Source organism: Rhodanobacter sp. Root179 (genome assembly GCF_001428465.1).
Classification (GTDB): Bacteria; Pseudomonadota; Gammaproteobacteria; order Xanthomonadales; family Rhodanobacteraceae; genus Rhodanobacter.
On the sequence record NZ_LMHR01000073.1, the window covers coordinates 48,238 to 71,066 of the forward strand.

The window sequence follows — 22,829 nt, forward strand, 5'->3', positions numbered from 1 at the left end:
GCTTGTCAGCGGGTGGGTCAACCGTTGCAGGCAATACGGCTCATGCACCGGGATCGATGTTGCTGCTGTCTGGGTAGGCCCGCGAAACCACCAGGGCCTGGCGACTGGTCCGGCGCTGCCTGAAGCGATCCGCGATGCGTCTGCCGCGCAGGCGCAGTGGCTGTTCAAGGTAGCGGTAATTCAGATCGGCCAGCAAGGCAATCAGGCCGCATGCCAGCACGGTCATCAGCCATGCGGACGGATGCACGGGTGAGCCTTGCGCCGTGCCCAGCCGAAAGCAGATTTCACGCAGCAGGAAATACACGGGAACGTGAATCAGATAGATCGCATAGGAGCGGGCTCCGATCCATACCAGCAGATTCTTGCACCAGCCGGTTGGCAGCAGATAGTCGCGGTCGTACGAGGCCAGCCAGACCAGCGCGGCGGAGAGTACGGCAATGGCACTGATGCGGAAGCGCCAGTCGCCAAGATCGCCCGAGGCGAGCATCGCCATGGTCGCCAGCAGCACGAGCGGCAGCACGCTGCGCAGCCAGTGCAGGCGCAGCAGGAAACGCGGGCTCAATTTTTCATAGCCGGCGCGGGGCGCGGCGATTGCCAGCAATACGCCGAGCGCCAGTGCGTCGGTACGCACGGACATCAGCATGGGGGTGCGAAACAGGCACAACTGCAGCAGGACGATGCAGACCATGAGCAGGCCAATGCGTCGATGCAGCGCAAGCGCCAGCAATGGCAGCAGCAGATAGAACTGCTCTTCCAGCGACAGGCTCCAGTAGACGAAGCTGGTGCCGTATTCGTAGCGGAAGAATGCATCGGCAAAGCGGAAATTCGCGACGTTGAAGATGCCGGCCAGAGTCGCCATCAGATTGGCATGGACGCTGCCGAACGCCCCGCTGTGATTGAACGCGACCACAGCCAGCATGATCAGGCCAAGCCATAGCCACGCGGACGGCAGCAGGCGCCAGAAACGGCGGATCCAGAACGCACCGATCACGCCGACCTGTTCGTCCCGGTCGCCGCGGCTGGTGCTCATCTGGGGCAAAAAGCTGCGGGCAATGACGAACCCGGAAATGGCCAGGAAAAGATCCACGCCGAACCAGAAATCCGCGCGATGGAAGAGTTTGTCGATCCACGCCAGTCCCGGATGGAACAAATTTCCCTGCATGTGGTGGAAGACCACGCCGATGACCGCGACCGCGCGCAGGCATTCGATGTCCAGGTTGCGCCGCGCACCAAGCACTTGGCGCTCAGACGGAATCGACATGGCGCGCATCCGGAGTGTTCACCAGCGTGGCCGAAAGTCGCGCATTGACGAATTGTTGCAGTCGCGTTCGCACCACTTCCATCGAGCAGTAATGCTGCAGCGCCATCGTGGCCGCAGCACTCATCGCGGCGTAGACCTCCGGCTCGTGGCGCGCGACTTGGTAACTGCAACGGTAGGCACGGACCAGGGCTTGGTAGTGGACGCGCTGGCGTAGTGTGCGAAATACCTGGCGTTGGTCATGTGGCCAGGTTCCCGGTTCGGGGCTCGAATCGACGATGAAGGCATTTTCCGGCGTGAGATAGTCGAGCATGGCGGTATGGCGGGGGGCCACCGCAGGCTTGCCGGCGGACATGTATTCCATCAACGGCAGACACTGACCTTCACCGTGGGACGTGTTCACCGCATATGTGCTAGAACGCAACAAGGTGTTGTATTCCGCAGTCGGGAGGTAGGCATGGAGCAGCACCACGCGACACGCGAGCGATCCCATCTTGTAGATCGCCTCGAGCATGTTCGGGATCAGGTCACGCGGATCATGATGGGTCAACTTGATCAACAAGGTGGCATCCGCCTTGTCGCGCAGGGCGTCGCAGAAGCCGGTGATCATCTCCATCCAGTTCTTGCGCCCGTCGTGCGGGTTGTAGATGGACGTATAGATCACGCCGTCCAGGACAAGATCCTGCCCACCGGCACGCTCGGGCATCGGCAGGAGGTCTGGCAGGGCCGCCTCGATCAGGCTCATCCGATACGCGCCGAGATCGGTGTGGCGACTGTCCACCAGCAGACTGTTCGCGGGTAATCGCAACTGTCCCGCACTGCCGGCGCGCAGTGTCTGCATGCGATTCCACAGCGGTGCGGGCACCGAACACACGGGAAAATCCGGTCCGAGTGCGTCATGCACGCGCTCGACGGTGAAACTTGAGTGGGTCAGGGCGGATCCAAGTTTACCCAGTACCCGTGTCCAATCGTTGCGCGGTTTGCCGCCGAAGGCCTCATTCGGCGGCGTATCGTATTCCCACGCGAACACCGGGATGGTGGGGCAGGCCAGCCCGAACGGCACTTTGTTTGGCGGCAGGAAGCACAGGAAAACGCACGACTCGCCGTCCCGCTGGCAGTCCGCGTAGATGGCGTCGACCTCGTGTTCCGGATAGGTCACTTCGATGATCGCGCCCAGTTCCTGCAGCAGCGGCCGGAATTCCTCCACCACGAAACGGTAGCTGTACTCGGGGCGCCCGAGTTGGTGGCGCAGGTCACCGCCGGGCGTGCTGGTATGGATGATGATGATCACGATTCGATCGGCGTCGGCTTTTTCAATACGCTGGGCGCGGAGGTTCCGGACCGCTCCTGCGTGGGCAGCCAAGGACACAGGAACCCGCGCAGCTGCGACTTCACCGCGTCCTCGCCGCAATACGCCAGCATCGCCTCCCGCGCGCGACGTGACATCTGCCGGTAACGTCCCGGGTCATGCATGGCAATCTGGTGACTCTGGCGATAGGCCTGCATCAGCGAGTGCCAATCCAGCTGATGGCAACTGGTGCGGTGGGATTCGTTGTCACCGTGCGGCCATGGCTTGGGCAGGCCGGGATAGCTCGCCACCACAAACGCCAGATCATCCTGGATATAGTCCGCCATCGCTGTGTTGTCGGGGGCAATGGCTGGCACTCCGGCAGCGAGAAACTCCATTAACGGAAGACACAAGCCTTCGCACAATGACGCGTTCACGTAATAGTTGGTGGCATCCAGCAGGGCGGCATAGTCCTGGTCTGACAGGTAACCGTTGATGGCGATGACCCGGCACCGGAAGGGCGACAACTTGCTGAGCAGCATCAGGAGCTGGTGATGGTGGAAGGTCAGCTCGGTGCCGGCCAGCTTGAGGATGAGGGTGGCGTCCGCGGTATCCCGGAACGCCCAGCAGAACGCGGTGAGCAGATCTTCCCAGTTCTTGCGCCCGGCGGAGGGGGTCAGCACCGAGGTGTAGACCACGCCGCGCAGGCGCATGCGTATCTGTGCGGCGGCAGGCAAGTCCCAGCCACAAATGGCAGGCTCCGATTCATCCGGCGCGCACGGCACGGCCGCTGGCGCTGGCATGTCAGTGGCGTTGCCGTTCTGGCAGGCCAGGGATCCGGGCAACGCAGCGTCGTCACCTGGATCGAAAGGGGTTCCGTCTTCCTCTTCGAGGCAAAGCAGGCCATTCGGATTGAGCCCCATTTTGGCGCTATCGGCCACGCTGGCGTGAACTCTCAGCAGGGTATCCTCCGGACTCGGCAACGACCGTTCGCTGACCTGCGCGATCGCCAGTGGCGAGGGAATCGCCACGATCGGATAGTCACGCCCCATGCTGCGCTTGACCGCGTCCACCGTGTGGTTGGACAACGTGATGGCTCGGCCCGTTCGGGCCAGCACCTGTCGCCAGTCGTGCCTGGGGTCACCCTGCCAGCAGTTTTCCTCGATCCGCCCCGGAATGTCGGGATACTCCCACGCAAAAACCGGAATCGTGGGGCATTCAAGATCCAGCGGAGTCTTGTGCGGCGGGGCAAACGACAGCAGTACGCAAGCTTCGCCGTTATCGAGGCATTGTGCGTGGATCGGATCCGCCTGTTCGGGATACTGCAGATGGATCACTTCACCCAACTGTGAAAGCACACCGCTGAAGGCGCGCAGCAGGAAAAAGTAGCTGTAGTCGGGAGTGCCAAGCCGTTCCTGGATGGTGAGCTGATCGACTTTAGCGTGGAGAAGGAATTTCATCTGGTTCCGGTCAACGGCGGTGGCCCATGCCAGTCACGAATGCCATTCCCTGCATGTTGCCGCACTATCGGCCCAGGTGGAACATCCGACGGCCGCGGGTCGACCGGGGGTCAGGAAAAATGAACAGGCGTAACTTCCGCGTTTCGGTGGTACGGGGCAAACGAGTAAGATAACAGTCTTTTATGACTTGCCCTGACCAAGTCCGGATGATCCGCGAATGAAAAAGTCGAACTCCAGCGTTCCCCACGGCCTCGGCACCCGCGCCATCCACGCCGGCCAGCATCCTGATCCCAGCACCGGCGCGATCATGACGCCGATCTACGCGACCTCGACCTACGTGCAGAAGAGTCCAGGCGTGCACCAGGGTTACGAGTATTCGCGCACGCAGAACCCGACCCGGATGGCTTACGAGCGCTGCGTGGCGGATCTGGAGGGCGGCGTCGCCGGCTTCGCCTTCGCGTCGGGACTGGCCGCCGCGGCGACCGTGCTGGACCTGCTCGATTCGGGCAGCCACGTGATCGCGATGGACGACCTGTACGGCGGCACCTACCGCCTGTTCGAGAAGGTACGCCGGCGCTCGGCGGGGCTGGACTTCAGCTTCGTCGACCTGAACGACACCGCCGCGATGAAGGCGGCGCTGAAGCCGAACACCAGGATGATCTGGGCGGAAACGCCGACCAACCCGATGCTGAAGCTGGTCGACCTGGGCAAGGTTGCCGCGTTCGCCAAGAAGCACGGTCTGATCCTGGTGGTCGACAACACGTTCTGCTCGCCGATGGTGCAGCGACCGCTGGAATACGGCGCCGACCTGGTGCTGCATTCGGCCACCAAGTACCTCAACGGCCATTCAGACATGGTCGGCGGCATCGTGGTCGCCAGCAACAAGGAACTGGCCACGCAGATGGGCTTCCTGCAGAACTCGGTCGGTGCGGTGGCCGGCCCGTTCGATGCGTTCCTCGCCATGCGTGGCCTGAAGACCCTGCACCTGCGCATGAAGGCGCATTGCGAAAGCGCGCTGGAGCTGGCCAAGTGGCTGGAAAAGCATCCCGCCGTGGAGCGGGTGATCTATCCGGGCCTGAAAAGCCATCCGCAGCACGCGCTGGCGAAGCGCCAGATGCACGGTTTCGGCGGCATCATCACGATCGAGGTGAAGGGTGGCCTGAAGAAGGCCCGGCGCATGCTGGAGCGCTGCGAACTGTTCGCGCTGGCCGAGTCGCTGGGCGGCGTCGAAAGCCTGATCGAGCATCCGGCGATCATGACCCACGCCTCGGTGCCGGCAGCCAATCGCAAGCGGCTGGGCATCAGCGACGGGCTGATCCGGCTGTCGGTCGGGGTGGAGGACGTAACCGATCTGATGGCTGAGCTGAAGAACTCGCTGGCCTGAGCATCCAGGCAAGCGTGATCGACAGGATGGCTAGACACGCCACTTGAACGCGAGACGTCATTGGCGCTGACAGCGTGAGGAGAACAAGTTGCAGAGCCAACAACGCTGCATCACGGAGTTAATTGAATGATATCTGCCTTGGTTAGAAACAGGGAGCTTCTGTGGGCCTTGTCAAAACGCGAAATTGCTGCGCGCTTCAAGGGATCCTACGGCGGCTTGTCCTGGTACGTCATTCAAAACCTGCTCCTTTTGGCGCTCTATTCGTTTGTGTTCGGGAGCTTGTTCAAGAGCCGATGGGCGCAGGGGGAACACGTGCAGGGCAACTACACTATTGCGCTATTTACCGGGCTTATATTGTTTAATATTTTTGCCGAATGCATCAATCGTGCACCTACCTTGATACTGAGTAATGCGAATTACGTCAAAAAGGTGGTATTTCCCCTTGAAATATTGCCGGTGATCCAACTCGTCACGGCCGTGTTCAATGCCATCATTGCCATATTTGTACTCGTGGCAATGGCCATTTTCCTCAATGCGCCGATGCATTGGCAGGGGCTTTGGATCCCGGTCATCATACTTCCCTTGTTGATCATGATATTGGGCTTGAGCTGGTTTCTTGCGGCCTTGGGGACTTATGTCAGGGACGTCAATCAGGTGGTCGCCTTGGTCATCAGCGCCACGATGTTCCTGTCGCCGCTCTTCTACCAGATATCGACCTTGCCGGAAAAGGCGAGGCCCTATATCAGGTTGAACCCGTTGACCATACCAATGGAGGAGGCGCGCGGGGCGTTGATGTTTGGAGAGCTTCCGGACTTCGAGGTGCTGGCCGTCTATCTCGGCATATCCCTGGTAATGGCCGCGTTGGGGTTTGTCTTCTTTCAAAAGGCGCGCAAGGGATTCCCTGATGTCCTCTGACGTCTCCATTCGTGCCCACGGTCTGTCCAAGTGCTACCAGATGTACGACGCGCCGGTGCATCGGCTGTGGCAGTCCTTTCTGCGCGGCCGAAAAAGGCTGTATCGTGAATTCTGGGCGCTCAAAGACATCAGCTTTGAGGTCAAGAAGGGGCAGACATTCGGCGTCATTGGCAAGAACGGATCCGGGAAGTCCACGCTCCTGCAGATTGTCTGCGGCACCTTGGCCGCCACGTCAGGTACGGTCGCTTGCACCGGCAAGGTAGCTGCACTTCTGGAACTGGGAGCCGGTTTCAATCCGGAGTTCACCGGCCGACAGAACGCCGTTCTCAGTGGTGGCATCTACGGGCTCTCTACGGCCGACATCACGGCAAGACTGCCAAAAATCATTGAATTCGCCGAGATAGGCGATTTCATAGATCGGCCAGTGAAGACGTATTCAAGTGGCATGTTCGTTCGCCTCGCGTTTGCGGTCATTGCGCATGTCGATGCGGAAATCATGGTGATTGACGAGGCGCTCGCCGTTGGCGATGCACAATTCACGCAAAAGTGCATGAGGTTTCTGCGCGACTTCAAGGAGACGGGTACCCTGATCTTCGTAAGTCACGACACAGGGGCCGTGCGGAGTCTGTGCGACAGAGCGATGTGGATCGACAAGGGCGAAATGCGCGCCATAGGTGACGCCAAGTCTGTTACGGAAAAGTACCTGGCGTCCCTGTTCAATCAGGCGCAAAAGGATGAGCGGCTCGATCATCACGCCGTGCAGAAGGTGCTTGGCGCCCGTGAATGGAGGGATCAGCGTCGCGACCTGGTGATGCGTTCGTCAATCAGAAATGATCTTGAGGTTTTCAAGTTCAATCCGAATGTCAAATCGTTTGGCCAGGGAGGGGTCACCTTGGCGGACGTGGCCTTGCTCGGGGAAGACGATAATCCCCTGTCTTGGGTCGTCGGCGGCGAAATGGTTTCATTGCTGGTTCACGCACGATGTCTGGAGGCGATACGCCAACCCATCATCGGATTTTTCCTGAAGGACAAGCTGGGGCAGACCCTCTTTGGCGACAACACGTACCTGACCTATATAGATTCGCCGCCGACTGCCATCAAGGGAAACGTGTTGCGGGCGCAGTTCACGTTTCCGATGCCCATCATGCCGGTGGGAGACTACAGTTTCGACGTCGCCATTGCGGATGGCACGCAGATGGACCATCAGCAGTTGCTGTGGGCGCATGACGTCCTTGTGATTCGCTCAGTGTCCAGCAGCGTTTCCACCGGTCTGGTCGGCGTTCCGATGCTGGATGTGAAGATCGAGGTCGACGGCAATGACGGATGATTCCCGTATATCGCCTTACGACTACAGTTTCGATCCGGACGGGCTGAGTACGGCGGCGCGCTTGTCGCGTCTCGTGGGATCCGATCGCCGGGTGCTGGAACTGGGCTGTGGTTATGGGGTCATCACCCGCCAGCTTGCCGTCGAGCAGGGATGCGCGGTCACCGGAGTGGAATACGATGCGGCCAGCGCTGAACACGCCCGGGCCTGGCTTGACCAACTGGTCGTCGGAGACCTTGAGGATGCCTCGTGGGCCACGGATATCCCGCCCCCGTTCGATGTGGTTCTCGCCGCTGATGTCATCGAGCATTTGCGCGATCCCCTGAGGTTGTTGCGCGAGCTGCGCGGCATGCTCGGAGAAGACGGATATCTCGTCCTGTCCGTGCCGAACGTTGGGCATGCCGGGGTCATCGCGGAATTGTTGTGCGGTCGATTTGACTATAAGGCCACGGGCATTCTGGACGAGACACATCTGCGATTCTTTACATGGAACTCCCTGGAATCGATGCTCAATTCGGCCGGTTGGGAGGTTACCCATCGCGAAACAGTCGACGCGGGGGGCTCGCATGAACAGTTCCATGAATGCTGGATCAAGCTGCCTGCCAATGTAAGGGCGTTGCTTGACAGCCATCCCACGGCAAACGTTTTTCAGTATGTGTTGACAGCTCGGCCAGCGGCGAATCCGCGTATATTGCCGCTGGGCGACGAAGCAAGGTTGCATTCATGGCTCAATAAGCCCGCGCAGTAGCCATAGACTTGACTGCGTTCATACCTCATGCCGTGAAGAAACATATGCGCTTACCCGAAGTTAGTGTTGTCATCCCTTCGTACAACCACGAGAAGTTCATCACGGAGGCTGTGACCAGCGTTCTGGGGCAGACCTTTGGTGACATCGAAGTGATCGCCATTGACGATGGATCCGTGGATGGCTCGTTCGCTCTGCTGGAGAGCTTGGCGCGTGGCGACGAACGATTGAAAGTTCTTCGGCAGGACAACGCAGGGTCGCATGCCACGATCAATCGTGGCGTGCAGCTTTCAAATGCCCCGTGGATTGCGATCCTGAATTCGGACGATGCATGGGCCGTTGATCGACTGGAAGTGATGCTCGCGGATGCAAAAAGAGCTGGCGGGGACTTTCTTTTCAGTGACACGATTCTTGTCGACGGGGAGGGAGCAGAGATCGTCGATGAGGCTTTCTGGTGGAATGCGAGTCTTGCGCGGATTCGTCAACGGGTTGTCGAACACGGTGTGGACGACGGATTGCTTTACGGCAACCTCACCGTGTCAACGTCAAATTTCCTCCTGCGCAAGGAGGTGTTCTCCAAGGTCGGTCCGTTCAGAAATTATCGTTACAACCTGGACTGGGATTTTGTGCTGCGCTGCGTATTCGCCAAAGACGTGAACGTCCAGTTCGTCCAGCAGAAGTTGCTGCAATACCGACTGCACGGAAAGAACACCATTCTCGGTGGAATGCCGGTGGCGGCCATCGAGGCGCAATCGATAATACGCCGGATTTGCCACGCGCATTTCGGCGTGCCGCAGAGCCTGGTTTTGAGCCAGCGTAGGAATGACCGCTTGCTGCGCAGGTATCTGAGCGGGCGCGCGAAGCGCCTGGAAGTCTCGTACGCGGAACTGACGGCCGATCGGGATCGACTCACAAGTCTGCTGGAGGAGCGCCAGGGACTCATTGAAGTCGAGCGCAAGGCGGCGACGCATCGTGTTGAAGGCCTGACCGCCGACATCCTGGCAATCGAATCGAGCAGGAACGAATTCGAGGCACTTCTGACCTCCAGGCAGGCGGCCATCGAGAGAGAGCGTCTGGAGCAAGAACTGCATCGCGCGCAATCTTATCGGCGTCACGTATGCACGGTGCTGGAGAAGGATATGGCGGCGTGCCGGGCGGCCAGAATCGAGGGACTTGCCGCGCTCTATCAGGCGGAAGCGGACAGGTGGAAGCGTCATCGGTTGCGCGGATGGAGAGACCGTGCAATGGAGATCTTGCGCCCTGTCGAAAGTCCCCTGTTCCCCGATCCGCTTCGACTGAAGGAGGTCGTTCGGGGCTGCGGACAACTTCGCAGCGTTGTGTGCGAGTCGGAGCTGGCGACCAATCGAACTCCCCGCGTCGCCGCCCACGTTCACTTGTATTACAAGGAGCTTGCTCCTGAGCTTGTTGGCTACCTTCAGCACGTTTCTGGACTGCAGAAGGTCGTGATCACCGGGCCATGGGATCTCGCTGCCCTCGAGGCAAGCCTTGAACCTCTCAAGGAAGTCTGTCCGGACGTACGTGTCGAGCAGGTGCCGAATCGGGGAAAGGATGTAGGCGGGCTCATTCGTGCGATCGAACGACACGAGTTGCTCGATTCCGACTATTTGTTGAAGATCCATTCCAAGAAGAGCCACAATCCGGCGACATACTTCGCTGCGATTTCCGAGCTTTTTGGACTTCACATAGAGAACGGCGATCAGTGGAGAGGGGCGCTGATTGAACCGTTGGCCGGGAGTCGAGAGCGGGTCTCCAACATCCTTCACTGGCTGAATAGCGATCCGACTCTGGGCATGGTGGGCCCCGCTCCGTTCGTTACCAGCGCTCCGGATGCAAACGTCGCGCTGTATCAGGAAATATGTATGAAGTTTGGCGTTCCTCTTGGAATGCCTTTCGTGGCAGGTACGATGTTCTGGGTGCGGAGTTCATTGCTTGCGCCCCTGCTTGACGGGTTCGTAGGCCTGGATGACTTTGAAATCAACAGCCATTCGGTGGAGGGCGGACTGGAACACGTCATGGAGAGACTTTTCGGTGCTCTGGTGCTCGCAAAGGGTTTTGACCTGCTCAAGGTGGAGTCATGAGTGCTCTAGCCAATGAAAGCGTCCCTGTTTTCATCATCTCGTTCAATCGGGTCAGTTACATCCGGGAGGTTATCCATGCGCTGGAAGGCTTTGGATTCCAGAACCTCACGATTGTCGACAACGCTTCAACGTACGAGCCATTGCTCGACTACCTCGACAAAAGCCCGCACAGGGTGGTTCGGCTTTCGCAGAATTTTGGCCACCTCGCACTTTGGCGTAGCGAACGGTTCTCCAAAATCATCGACCATGAGAAGTTCATCCTGAACGACAGCGATGTGGCGCCAGCAGCCAATTGCCCTGCCGACATCACCGGAATGCTTGATGAAGTACTCGAGCGCTACCCACGCCACACGAAGGCTGGTCTCTCGCTCCGCATAGATGATCTGCCGGACTTCTATGCATTCAAGGATCAAGTGCTGGCTTGGGAGAAGCCGTTTTGGGAAACGAAGCTTCCTGACGGACATTATGAAGCGGCCATCGACACGACCTTTGCACTGTATCGGCCAGGGATACATTGTGATGAGGACCGTTGGTGGAGGTCCATTCGCACTGCACCGCCGTATTCCGCCGTCCATCTGCCCTGGTATCAGAATACGGCGAACATCACTCCCGAAGACGCATACTATCAACGTGCCGTAGCCGGCATTTCCAGCCAGTGGAGCATTACGGATCCTGTTCTGCTGAAGAACCAGAACACCGAGTTGCAGCACCAGATTGCTGCCTTGAAGCGCGAAATTGCCGCGCTCAGAGGAAGAGTCGAACCCGGTGCTTCAAGTTGGAAGAGGGCCGCCAAAACAGGTCTGGACACCGTGGGCCTGTTGACACTTACACAGCAGATACGTGAAAAATTGAGACGAATGAAATGATTGATTGCATCTTTACTTCCATCAACAACGGCTACCTTCCCAAGGCGCGCATTCTCGCCGCATCGGTACGCAAGCATCACCCAGAAGCAAAAATGGTGCTGATGCTGAGTGACGAGCGTGCACCTGGGCTCGACTATGGCGACTTCGATCTGGTTCTTGGCCCTGCCGACGTGGTCAAAGGGGTGGCCAACCTGGACGCCTGGATTTTCGAGCACACCGTTGTAGAGCTTTGCACGGCGGTCAAGCCGTTCGCTTTCAAGCACCTGTTCGACACCTACGGCTACCGCAGCATCGTCTATCAGGACCCGGACACGGTGCTCTATTCCCGCCTCACCGAGTTGGAGCAGGAACTGGAGCGGCATCCGATCGTTCTGACGCCCCATGTCACGACGCCGGCAGTGGATACGGATGACCTGCTCGACGGGGAGATGCTCGGTTGTCTGCGCCACGGCGTATTCAACCTGGGTTTTGCCGCGTTGACGCAGGAAGGTGAGGGGCCGCTGTTTTTGCAATGGTGGCTTGATCGTTGTCGTGAATACTGCTTTGACGACAACCAGCGTGGCTTGTTTACCGATCAGAAGTGGATCGACCTGGCGCCGTGCTTTTTCCAGACTCTGAAGATCTTCCGTCTGCCGTCCTACAACGTCGCGACGTGGAACCTTTACTACCGCCAAGTCAGCAAGTCTCCGTTGGGAGAAATCGTCGTCAATCACGACTTTCCGCTGCGTTTCTATCACTTCTCGGGGTTCGATCTTGGCACCCACGAACACATGCTGACAAAGCATGATGCGGGCAACGCGTGTCTTCGCGAGATGACGGACTGGTATTCCTCCGAGCTCAAGCGCCTGGCCAATCCTGGGGACGTTCTGGGGAAATACGACCATTTTCCGAATGGACGGGCAATTCCCGCCGATTGGCGTCGCTACTACCGGAGTCATCCCGCACTCAAGGCGATGATCCCGCATCCGTTCGAGCAATTCGGCGAAGTGATTGCGCATTTTGACAGCTCGCCGAGACAGATCCCGGTGGATCCCGGTATGTCGACGTTGGAGAGATTCGTCCGTCGCCGGCCGGGGTTTGCTGCGATGGTGAAGAAGATTATTCCGGCATCGTTGTTGCGCCATGTAAGCGGACGATGACTCCCATCAGACCGACTGGCAGTTACATCGCGGTACGAAAGGTGCCGCGGTCGCCCGAGATTCACCCGGACCGCTCCGTGTAGCGTCATCGGTCGCTTCGGGGCTGGACTCTATCTGTGTATGGTCCCCCTACCCGCCGTTGCGAAAGCCGCGGCGGGATTTGGCACGCCAGGCCTTTCCACGGCCGTCTTCGGGATTTGCGGTTGTCGTTGCGCGGGACGCGCTGAAGGCGCTGCGCTCAGCAGGCCGGTACCCTGCTCATGGGCGTGCCGTGAGACGGGTCTGTCCGATCTCGTGGAAGTGAGGCGGGTCGACGAAGCGGGCCCCGGGGAAAGCTGATGGGCGGCCGTTGGAAAGCGCTTCCTCATAGCGCGCTTCATCAGTTCATGGGGCGGATTGGAGCATCTGAGTGTCCTTCCCATGGGAAGGTGTGTTCTGGAGCAGGTTGCAAATTTGTGACAGATGGACTAACTAATAAAAGGGTCGCAGGTTCAAATTGAGAGTAGCTGAATGATGTCAAACAGGCTCCATAAGTTCGCTACAAGGAACTGTCAGGTTCTGTTTTTTGTCGGAACGTACTTTGCGTATCTTGCCTATGTGCTGATTATATTTCCGGGCGATTCTGGCCAAAATGAAGGCGCGGGGATACTTCTCGCAAAGATCCTTGGCCCGGCCATGGAGCTGGGGTTTTATCTGTTTCTGTGTCGTCTGCTGTTCAAAGTATGGGAGCGATACGGAAACGTCACCTGTAAAATACTCTACTTGCTGATACCGCTGCTCGTGGCCGCGATATATTCGGTGCAGGTGTATTCGCTCCATGTATCCGATAATTTCATCAGCATACTGGCGATCGAGAACAGTGCGGAAAGTCGCCTCATCGACAAGGCGTCGCTCTATCCGTTGCTGGCTGCCGCAGCGACGTGGTGGCTGTTGTATGCAGTTTGCTGCGAGACGAAGCCGGTTTCCCCCGTTGTGAGTAACGGAGCTGGCGGCAAGCAGTCGTCCATCAAGGCGCTTGCCGCGGTCACCGCAATCCTGCTCATGGGGCAGATATATCTGTTTTCGACGCAGCAGAGCTACGGCTTGATAGGTGCGAGCTACAGACAGGTGCCGATTTCTTCGCTCTCCTACAACTATGTCGAATATCTGAAGTCAAAAAGCTCCTATCCCAGTCGACGATCCGAAGACATTGTCCGCAGTACGGACAAATTTCCGCTCGAAAAGAAAAATATCTATTCGAGTGTCTTGCCCTTTTCCAAAACGGATGCAGCGCCCAAGGTAAAAAATGTAATCGTGATATTCACCGAAGGCATGTCTGCTGCATTGCTTGGATCTTACGGCAGTAGTCACCCGGGAATCACCCCGAACATCGATGCCCTGGCTAAAAGATCCATGCGTATCGTGAATTACTACAACCACACTGCGGCAACCTATCGTGGCTTGCAGGGTCAGATGATTTCGGGATATCCCCGGTCGGGTGGAAGCGGAAGCAGTTCCGCGTGGGAGAGCGGCAATCGCAGCGACGTGCTGTCGAAAATACACTATAAATCTGTCCCGATGATCTTGCGCGACATGAATTACAGGACCTATTTCATGTCGCCTCATCACGATTCGGTTGCGCTGAATACCCTCCTGCGTTCCCTGGCGTTCGACAAGGTCTATTCCTATGAATCCATCACGCAGGAGCTACACCCGAATTCTGCTCACATGACCGCTGGTTCGCTGAGTGACGAGGGACTTTTCAACGCACTGAAGAATCTTCTTTCCACCCCTGCATTCCAGGCTTCGAAGAAGTCATTTTTTGTGGGAACCTACAATATCGGAACGCATGCGTTTCTTGACGTTGACGCTGCCGACAAAAGGTATGGTGACGGAAGCAATCCAGTACTCAACAGGATGCATAATTACGATTATCAGCTCGGCAAGTTCCTTCGCTACTTCTTTGCGAGCGATTATGCAAACAATACGATTCTGGTATTCACCGCGGACCATTCCACCTATCCTGACCAATACTTTCGCAAGGTGGTCAGTCCATACTATCGGCCCTATTTTGTTGGTGAGATCCCCCTCCTCGTATACGACCCTGGTCTTGAACTGCCCGCCGTTTACGATGCTCATGGGCGGACGTCTGTGGATTTTGCGCCGACATTGCTGCAGCTCTTGGGTATCAAGAAGGACTACAACAGCTTCCTTGGCACATCGCTGTTCGAGCCGAATGGCTTGCCGTTTGGTGTTTCGGCCTTGGGCGACCAGTTCTTTGCGACAGATCCGGAAGCGGTGTACTACGAGAATCAGATACCACCAAAGTATCAGAAAGAATTTAATGATCAGGTGGATTTGGTGAAGAAATACTATTCTCTGGAAAGTGAGAATCAGATATTCCACCCCGTGCCGTAATGCGCCCCAGGCGGTAATCTCTCCCATTTTCGTGTAGGCGAGTGCAGACGCCGAGCGCACCGATGTGCGCGCGGCGAGGCCTTCTCAAGTCGATGACTACACCAGACAGCTAAACTGTTATGCGCATGAGCGCGCGCAACTTATGTCAGTTCTTGCGCGATTTCGGGCAACAGTTTGAAGAGGTCACCCACCAGACCGAAGTCGGCGATTTCGAAGATCGGCGCCTCGGCATCCTTGTTGATCGCCACGATGGTGCCGGCGTCCTTGATGCCGGTGAGGTGCTGGATGGCGCCGGAGATGCCGATCGCCATGTACAGCTCCGGCGCGATGATCTTGCCGGTCTGGCCGACCTGCAGGTCGCTGGGCACGTAGCCGGCGTCGACGGCGGCGCGCGAGGCGCCCACGGCGGCGCCGATCCGGTCGGCGAACTTGAAGATGATGTCGAAGTTTTCCTTCGAACCCACGCCGCGGCCGCCAGAGACGACCTTGCTCGCGCTCTGCAGATCGGGGCGGTCGCTGCTGCCCTGCTTCAGTTCGATGAAGCGCGTATGGGTGGGCAGAGCGACGTCGAGGGCCAGTGCCTCGACCGGCGCGCTGCTGGTGCCGGTGGCGGCGGCCGGCCACGAGGCCGAGCGGATGGTCGCCACGACGGTGTGGGCGGTGTCGGCCTCGACCGTGATGATGGCGTTGCCAGCGTAGATCGGGCGCTTGAAGGTGTGTGCGGCCTCGACGCTCATCACGTCGCTGACCTGGGCTACGCCCAGCAGGGCGGCGACGCGCGGGGCGACGTCCTTGCCGAACGTGGTGGACGGCACGAACACGTGGCTGTAACCGGCCGCGGCCTTGGCGACCTGCGGCGCCAGCACGGCGGCCAGCGGATGCGCGTTCTCGGGCCTGGCGACGGTGAGCACGCGGCTCACGCCGTCGATCTGCGCGGCCTCGGCAGCGATCGCATCGGGCGCGTCCGACAGCACCAGCACGTCGATCGCCTCGCCCTTGATGGCGATCGCGGCGCTCACGGCGCGTGCGGTGGCGGAGTTGAGTTTGCCGCCGAGATGTTCGGCGATGACCAGGATCTTGCTCATGGGGTTTCCTCAAACTTGGAGCGTGGGGAGCTTTATTCGAAAGTCCGGCCATGGATGGCCGGGGCCTGATCAGGGACGATCACAAAAGCCCTTTCTGCTTCAGCGCGGCGACCAGTTCGGCCGCGTCCTTCACCATCACGCCCTTGCTGCGCTTGGCCGGCGCGGCATGGTGGGTGGTCTTGAGGTGGTCGTGCGCCTCGACGCCGAGCGAGCCGAACTCGATCGTGTCGATCGGCTTGCTCTTGGCCTTCATGATGTCGGGCAGCTTGATGAAGCGCGGCTCGTTGAGGCGCAGGTCGGTGGTGATCACCGCGGGAAGCTCGGCCTCGATCACTTCCAGGCCAGCGTCCACTTCGCGCGTCACCGTGGCCTTGCCGTCGGCGATCTCGACCTGGCTGGCGAAGGTGGCCTGGGGGCGGTCCCACAGCGCGGCCAGCATCTGGCCGGTCTGGTTGGCGTCGTCGTCGATCGCCTGCTTGCCCAGGATCACCAGGCCCGGCTGTTCCTTCTCGACCAGCTTCAGAAACACGCGGGCGGCTGTCAGCGGCTGCACGGCATCGGCGGTGGTCACGTGGATGGCGCGATTCGCACCCATCGCCAGGCCGTTGCGCAGATGCACGGTGAGATCGGCCGGACCGATGCCGACCACGATCACCTCGTCGGCGACGCCCTTCTCGCGCAGGCGCAGCGCCTCTTCCAGCGCGATGTCGTCGAACGGGTTGGCCGAGAGCTTCACGCCGTCGGTGACCACGCCACTGCCGTCGGGTTTGACCTGGATGCGCACGTTGTAATCAACGACGCGCTTGTAGCCGACCAGAATTTTCATCTGCGATTCCTTGACCTCATGGACCACCCCTGCGGGGGCGCGGGAGCCGCCATTCTAACCGGCTTCAAACATTCGTACGAAAGTGGCGCTCTGCGACATTTTGTACAGCGTTCATCCGCTGCGTGTCGCGTACGGGTAGGGCCCGGAGGTAGTGTCCTTGAGGCCCAGCAGCGTGGTTGCGCTCGTCGTGACGAACCCGCTGCTCCGGGCCGCTAGGCAAAGCACCCGCTCGACAGCATGGGCCAGCGTGCCGTCGAGCTGGCCCGACTCGGCCTCGAAGCCTGCCACCACGAGATGCGCGTCCAGCAGGGGGCGCAGTGCCGCCGGACGCAGCCACAACATGCTGCCTGCGATAAAGCTGTCGCTCTCCGCCGGCGGCGGGATACCCAGGCAGCGGGTGAGATACTCGATGTTGTCCTGGTTGCCACCCCAGTAGTCCTTCTGCACCTGCAGATGCCCCTCGGCATGCACCAGCCCCAGCCCCGCGTCGTCGCGGAAGGCGGCGGCGATGCGACTGGCCCGTTCCGGCGCAAGCAGCTTGTCGAGCAGTTCGCGGCGCCAGGCCTCGCCGTCCTGGCGATGGGTGGAGCGCTTGCCGTGCAGCTTGAGCACCGTGGTCACGCCTTCGTCGAGCAGGCGGTTGGCCACGTGCAGGAACGGCAGGATGTCGCGCCCGCGGTTCTCGAACACCTCGATCTCGGCGTCCAGGCCAAGTTGCCCGGCGCGCTCGCGCACCGCCTGTTCGCGCTCGTGCGCGGTGGTGATCACGATGCGCCAGTCGATATTGCTGGCGCGCAGCGCGGCGACCAGCTCGTCCAGCAGTTCGGGGTACCAGATGTGGATCACCGCGCAGGGTCGCGCGTCCGGGGGCGCTTCGGCCCGCAGTGCGTTGCGGGTGGCTTCGAGCCAGGCGTGGCCGAGCCGCCTGTCCGGTTCCAGCACCGCGCCTTCGGCCCATTCGTTCCAGGCGTTGACGAAGACCAGCGGTTGCGCCGGAAAGCGCCGTCGCGCGGTGGCCACCGCATGACGCAACCAGTCGCGGTAGCCGCGTGGCGAGGCATGCGCGAACACCCGGCCGCGCCCGCTGCGCCGCGGCTCGTTGTCCCAGCCGGGGTTGACCGCGGGATAGCGCGGATAGGGCGGATCGGCTTGCGCCATCGACTGCCGGGCCAGTTCGCGCCAGTCATGCACGTCGCCGTGATAGTCCGGATTGAGCAGGCGCTGCCTGGCCGTGATCGGGTCGAGCGTGGTGTTGTTCGGCGGGAATTCGACCGCGGCATCGAAGCCGATCGTGCGCGGATCGACGCGATCGAAGCTCTGCACATAGGCCAGCTGGATCTCGCCGATGCCGTTGCCCCGGCACCATTCGCGCCAGCGCGCAGCAGTCGCCTTCGCGTCCGGCAGCAGGCCGGGTCGATAGACCAGCAACAGCGGTTTGCCGTCGACGCGCAGGTAGCGCGGGTCGGTGAGGTAACGCGCGACGTGCGCGATGAAGGCATGGTCATCGGCATGGTCGTGGCGCTGGCCGATCAGGATGTCGTCGGCACGACCGTCCCAGCGGCGTGACCAGTTCTCGTTGGCCCAGCACAGGCACAGCGGCAGATCGAGCGTGGGATCGGCCAGCCATTGCTGCAGCGGCTGTTCCAGCAGGGTCTTGCCGGCGAACCAGTAGAAATAGCTGCAGAACGCGCCAAGGCCGTACTCGCGGGCCAGCGTCATCTGCTGGCGCATGACGTCGGGCTGGCGCAGGTCATAGAAGCCCAGCTCGCCGGGCAGGCGAGGCTGCGCGTGCCCCTCGAATTGCGGCAGGGCGCGGGTCACGTTGTGCCACTCGGTGAAGCCGGCGCCCCACCATGCGTCGTTCTCCGGAATCGGGTGGAACTGCGGCAGGTAGAACGCGACCACGGTGGCGGGCAGCGATGCCGGCAGGTTGCCGGCGCGATGCGGCGCAAAGCCGATGGCACGCGCGTCCGCGCTGGTGCGCAGCCGGTGTTCGACCTGCGAGCCGCTGCCCGCTTGCCCGCGCGGACCGGGCGGCAGCAGGTCGGCGTGGCGGTCCAGAAATCGCTGGCGCAGCCGGTCACGCGTGGTCGCCGGCATCGGCGTCAGGCGGAAGCCGGTACGCAGTGCGGTGAACAGAAGTCGCTTGGCGAAATGAGAGGAGGGCATGACGGAGGATCAGGGGCAATGCCGAAGCATCGGCGCTGGGAGACCGGTGGTCAATCCAGCACCCGGCGCAGGGTGGCGTCGGCGGCCTCGGGCGAGAAGTGCTGGCGCACGTTGTCCTGGCCGCCCGCTGACAGTTGCCGCCAGAGCGCCTCGTCGCGTTGCAGTCGCAGGACCGCGTCGACGAAACCGGCGGCGTCGCTGGCCACCAGCACGTCGCGACCATCGACAAGTTGCATGCCTTCGACCGCCACCGGCGTGGCGATCACCGGCACGCCATGGCTCATCGCCATGTTGATCTTCCCCTTCACGCCGGCACCGAAGCGCAGCGGTGCGAGGGACGCCAGGCAGGCATCCAGCCACGGCGTCAGCTCGGCGACGCGCCCGTGCAGTTCCATGCCGGGCACGGCCAGTTCGCGCCGCGCGGTGTCGGGCATGTCGCCGAGCACGTGCACGGTAATCTCCGGTGAGAACTCGCGCAGTTTCGGCAGGATTTCCGTGGCGATCCAGCGCAGCGCGTCGCTGTTCGGTGGGTGGCCGTAGCCGCCGATGAAGACCAGGTCGCGCCGCTGGTGGTGAGCACGCCGGCAAGCCTGCACGGTATGGATGTTCGACAGCAGCTCCACCCGCGCCCGGGGCAGCAGCTGCGCCAGCAAGTCCTGTTCGTGCGGACTGACCACCAGGCTGACGTCGGACTGTTCGATCAGGGCCAGTTCGCTGCGGCGTGCCGCTTCCGCCTGGCGGGCCATCGCTGCGCTGCCACCCACTTCGGCAGCGCGGCCCTCGCGCAGGAAGTGCAGGTCCACGGTGTCGAAGATCAGCCGGGCCTGCGGCGCGTGGCGACGGACGGCGGCGGCGTACTGGCCTGCCACCGTGTGGCGGCACAGGATCACCGCATGCAGCTCGTGGCCGTGCCGGCGCAGCCAATGCGGCAGGTCGGCCACTGCAGGCCGGCACAGCACCTCGCAGCCCAGCGCGCCCAGCGCATCCATCTCCGCGGGACTGGCGCGGCCGTCGTCGGGCAGGAAGACGGTGCCCCAGCCTTGTCCGTCGAGCAGGCCCAGGATCGCGCACAGCCGCAGCGAGCCCGAGTCGCGCGCCGGTTCCGGCGTCATCGCATCCACCACCAGCACGAGGCCGCGCTGGCGCCAGCGGATCGCCCGTTCCACCGCCGTGCCAACCGGTGGCTGGGCTGCCAGTTCGGTGGCCCATTTGTCGACGAAGGTCAGCTGGTTGAGGCGCTGGTGGCGTTTCATGCCGCGATCGAGATCGGTACCCGCGCTGATGCCTTCGCAATGGATCACCGTGCTGGCCGGCTCGTAGTACACGCGCAGGCCGAGCCGGCGCACGGCGAAGGCCAGGTCGACATCCTCGTAGTAGGCCGGGGCGTAACGCAGGTCGAAACCGCCAACCTGTCGGAAGACCTCGCGGCGGATCAGCAAGGCCGCGCCGGAGACGTAGTCGACTTCGCGACGCCAGCGGAACGTCGCGGCCTGGCGCGGCTCGAAGCGACCGGTGGTCCAGCAACTGCCGTCGGCGAACACCAGCGCGCCGGCTTCCTGCAGGCGGCCGTCCGGATACACCAGCTTGCTGCCCGCGATGCCGCAGTCGGGATGATCGGCGAAGCACTGCAGCAGCGCATCCAGCCAGCCCGGCGTGACCTGGGTGTCGTTGTTGAGGAACAGCAGGAACTCGCCGCGGGCGGCGGCCGCACCGGCGTTGCAGCTGCCGACGAAGCCGAGGTTGTCCGCGTTGCGCACCAGATGCAGGCCGGCGATCCGGGCGAGTGTCGCGGCGCTGTCGTCCGGCGACGCGTCATCCACCACGATCACTTCGAAAGCCGTCCGTGCTCCATGTCGCGCCAGCGAACGCAGGCAGGCGAGGGTATAGGCAAGCTTGCCGTGGATCGGGATGATCACCGAGACACGAGGCTGCCCGCTGACGGGCAACGCAAAGGGTGCGAACGGCTCGTCCAGCGGCAACAGCGCCAGCGCCTCGTCGAACTCGGGGCGCGCCTGGAACTCCTGGCGCATGCGCGCCAGCGTGCCGCTCCAGCCGCGCAACGCGATGCTGGAACGCGTGCGTTGCCACAGATAGCCGAGGCGTTTCAGGCGCCAGTGCAGGTTGCCGGTCAGCGGACTGCCCTCGATCGGTCAGAGGTTCTGGTAATTCGGTCCGGAACCGCCTTCCGGCGTGACCCAGGTGATGATCTCGTACGGGTCCTTGATGTCGCAGGTCTTGCAGTGCACGCAGTTGGCCGCGTTGACCTGCAGGCGCTTGCCGTGCGGCTGGCTTTCGTCGGCCACCATCTCGTAGACGTTGGCGGGACAGAAGCGGGTGCAGGGATTGTCGTATTCCTCGACGCACTTCGTGGCGCAGATGTCGGTGTCGGCCACGTGCAGGTGGATCGGCTGGTCTTCGTCGTGCTCGGTGGCGGCGAAGTAGACGCCGGCCAAGCGGTCGCGCGGGGCCAGCGTGCGCTGCACGTAGTCGCGCTTCGGCTCTTCCTGGGCGCCGAGCTTGTGCAGCGAGGACCAGTCGGCCTTGTTCTTCAGCGTCCACGGCGACAGGCCGACGGTGACGGTTTCCCACGCCGCATTGAGCAGTCCGAACCACAGGCCCTTCTTGAACGCGGGCTTGATGTTGCGCACCTTTTTCAGTTCGGCCATCACGTCCGAACCGCGCAGCTTCGCGTCGAAGCCGGCGGCGTCCAGGCCGTTTGCGGCGAGATGCTCGGCGGCCAGCATGCCGCTCTTCAGCGCCTGATGGGTGCCTTTCACCTTGGGCACGTTGAGCAGGCCGGCGGTGTCGCCGATCAGGATCGCGCCGGGCATTTCGCACTTCGGCAGCGACTGCCAGCCGCCGGTGACGATGGCGCGCGCGCCGGCCGACAGGATCGTGCCGTCCTCCAGCACCGGCTTCACCATCGGATGGTTCTTCCACTGCTGGAAGGCCTCCCACGGCTTGTATTCCGGGTCGCTGTAGTCGAGCCCGCTGATGTAGCCGAGCGCGATGCGATCCTTGTCCAGGTGGTACATGAAGCTGCCGCCATAGGTATGCGTGTCGGCGGGCCAGCCGAAGCTGTGCACGATCTTGCCCGGCGTGACGCGGCCGGCGGGCAGTTGCCACAGCTCCTTGATGCCGATGGAATAGCCTTGCGGATCGCTGTCGGCGTCGAGCTTGAAGCGCTTGATCAACTGCTTGGTGAGGCTGCCGCGGGCACCCTCGGCCAGTACGGTGACTTTCGCCCTGATGTCGATGCCTTCGGTGTAACCGGGCTTGTGCGTGCCGTCCTTCGCCACGCCCATGTCGCCGATGCGCACGCCGGCGACCGAGCCGTCTTCGTTGTAGATGTTGTCGGCAGCGGCGAAACCGGGGAACACGTCCACGCCCAGCGCCTCGGCCTGGGGCGCCAGCCATGCGCACATCGCGCCCAGCGACACGATGAAATTGCCGTGGTTGCGCATGCCCGGCGGCACCGGCAGCTTGTGGCCGCCGTCCTTGCCGAGCAGCCAGAATTCGTCGTCGCCCGCGGGCACGCAAATAGGTGGTGGCCGGTCGCGCCAACCGGGCAGCAGGGCGTCCAGCGGCTGCGGCTCGATCACCGCGCCGGAGAGGATCTGCGCGCCGATGGTCGAGGCTTTCTCGATCACGCAGACGTTCACGTCGGGCTTCAGTTGCTTGAGTCGTATCGCGAATGACAGTCCCGCCGGACCGGCGCCGACGACGACGACGTCGTATTCCATGGTTTCGCGTTCGCTCATGGCGGACTCCGGGATGCGAGGTGTGGGCGCAGGCGGTTGCCGTGCGTCGGGGTATGGATCAGGCGACCATTGTCCGGTTTCGGGCGCCGCGCGGCAACGCGTGCTGCGCCACC

At 61.5% G+C, this 22,829-nt stretch carries 16 protein-coding genes; 8 read left to right on the forward strand and 8 right to left on the reverse strand.

Going from position 1 to position 22,829, the window contains the following annotated elements; all coding sequences use genetic code 11:
• Positions 1-40: 40 nt before the first annotated feature.
• Genes ASD82_RS08430 through ASD82_RS08440 form a run of 3 tightly spaced genes read right to left on the reverse strand, consistent with a single transcriptional unit; the run spans position 41 to position 4,006 of the window.
• Positions 41-1,270, reverse strand: a complete 1,230-nt coding sequence (locus ASD82_RS08430) for an acyltransferase (protein WP_235580670.1) — start codon at positions 1,268-1,270, stop codon at positions 41-43.
• Complete coding sequence (locus ASD82_RS08435; protein WP_056717385.1) at positions 1,245-2,549, reverse strand: glycosyltransferase; 1,305 nt, start codon at positions 2,547-2,549, stop codon at positions 1,245-1,247. The genes ASD82_RS08430 and ASD82_RS08435 overlap by 26 nt, the downstream gene beginning before the upstream one ends.
• The gene (locus ASD82_RS08440) at positions 2,546-4,006 is read right to left on the reverse strand and encodes a glycosyltransferase (RefSeq protein WP_056717386.1); all 1,461 of its coding nucleotides are present in this window, start codon (positions 4,004-4,006) and stop codon (positions 2,546-2,548) included. The genes ASD82_RS08435 and ASD82_RS08440 overlap by 4 nt, the downstream gene beginning before the upstream one ends.
• Positions 4,007-4,223: 217 nt before the next feature.
• Here ASD82_RS08440 and ASD82_RS08445 point away from each other — a divergent pair, with 217 nt between their 5' ends.
• The 8 genes from ASD82_RS08445 to ASD82_RS08480 all read left to right on the forward strand — a co-directional run bounded on the left by ASD82_RS08445 (position 4,224) and on the right by ASD82_RS08480 (position 14,875).
• Positions 4,224-5,390 (forward strand): PLP-dependent aspartate aminotransferase family protein, encoded by a 1,167-nt coding sequence (locus ASD82_RS08445; protein WP_056717387.1) that lies wholly within the window; start codon positions 4,224-4,226, stop codon positions 5,388-5,390.
• A gap of 126 nt (positions 5,391-5,516) precedes the next feature.
• Positions 5,517-6,305 (forward strand): ABC transporter permease, encoded by a 789-nt coding sequence (locus tag ASD82_RS08450; protein ID WP_056717388.1) that lies wholly within the window; start codon positions 5,517-5,519, stop codon positions 6,303-6,305.
• Positions 6,295-7,632, forward strand: a complete 1,338-nt coding sequence (locus ASD82_RS08455; protein WP_056717389.1) for an ABC transporter ATP-binding protein — start codon at positions 6,295-6,297, stop codon at positions 7,630-7,632. Before ASD82_RS08450 ends, ASD82_RS08455 begins: the two co-directional genes overlap by 11 nt.
• Positions 7,622-8,377 (forward strand): class I SAM-dependent methyltransferase, encoded by a 756-nt coding sequence (locus ASD82_RS08460; protein WP_056717390.1) that lies wholly within the window; start codon positions 7,622-7,624, stop codon positions 8,375-8,377. The genes ASD82_RS08455 and ASD82_RS08460 overlap by 11 nt, the downstream gene beginning before the upstream one ends.
• A gap of 44 nt (positions 8,378-8,421) precedes the next feature.
• Positions 8,422-10,473 carry a glycosyltransferase gene (locus ASD82_RS08465; RefSeq protein ID WP_056717391.1) on the forward strand — a complete coding sequence of 684 codons (2,052 nt, stop codon included), beginning with the start codon at positions 8,422-8,424 and terminating at the stop codon, positions 10,471-10,473.
• The gene (locus ASD82_RS08470; protein ID WP_056717392.1) at positions 10,470-11,339 is read left to right on the forward strand and encodes a glycosyltransferase family 2 protein; all 870 of its coding nucleotides are present in this window, start codon (positions 10,470-10,472) and stop codon (positions 11,337-11,339) included. The genes ASD82_RS08465 and ASD82_RS08470 overlap by 4 nt, the downstream gene beginning before the upstream one ends.
• Positions 11,336-12,478: a glycosyl transferase gene (locus ASD82_RS08475; protein ID WP_157599222.1), complete on the forward strand. Its 1,143-nt coding sequence runs from the start codon at positions 11,336-11,338 to the stop codon at positions 12,476-12,478. The genes ASD82_RS08470 and ASD82_RS08475 overlap by 4 nt, the downstream gene beginning before the upstream one ends.
• Positions 12,479-12,991: 513 nt before the next feature.
• Positions 12,992-14,875, forward strand: a complete 1,884-nt coding sequence (locus ASD82_RS08480; protein ID WP_162253817.1) for a sulfatase-like hydrolase/transferase — start codon at positions 12,992-12,994, stop codon at positions 14,873-14,875.
• 140 nt (positions 14,876-15,015) lie between these two features.
• Here ASD82_RS08480 and ASD82_RS08485 read toward each other — a convergent pair whose 3' ends face one another.
• The 5 genes from ASD82_RS08485 to ASD82_RS08505 form a co-directional block, all read right to left on the reverse strand.
• A complete protein-coding gene (locus tag ASD82_RS08485; RefSeq protein ID WP_056717395.1) occupies positions 15,016-15,960 on the reverse strand; it encodes an FAD-binding protein in 945 nt (314 codons plus the stop codon).
• 79 nt (positions 15,961-16,039) lie between these two features.
• Entirely contained in the window at positions 16,040-16,786 is a 747-nt protein-coding gene (locus ASD82_RS08490; protein WP_056717408.1) for an electron transfer flavoprotein subunit beta/FixA family protein, read from the reverse strand.
• Positions 16,787-16,897: 111 nt separating this feature from the next.
• Complete coding sequence (locus tag ASD82_RS08495; protein WP_056717396.1) at positions 16,898-18,955, reverse strand: glycoside hydrolase family 99-like domain-containing protein; 2,058 nt, start codon at positions 18,953-18,955, stop codon at positions 16,898-16,900.
• Between the two features lie 50 nt (positions 18,956-19,005).
• Positions 19,006-21,015 (reverse strand): glycosyltransferase, encoded by a 2,010-nt coding sequence (locus ASD82_RS08500; protein WP_235580671.1) that lies wholly within the window; start codon positions 21,013-21,015, stop codon positions 19,006-19,008.
• 90 nt (positions 21,016-21,105) lie between these two features.
• On the reverse strand, positions 21,106-22,716 hold the full coding sequence (locus ASD82_RS08505; protein ID WP_056717397.1) for an electron transfer flavoprotein-ubiquinone oxidoreductase: 1,611 nt from the start codon (positions 22,714-22,716) through the stop codon (positions 21,106-21,108).
• Positions 22,717-22,829 lie beyond the last annotated feature (113 nt).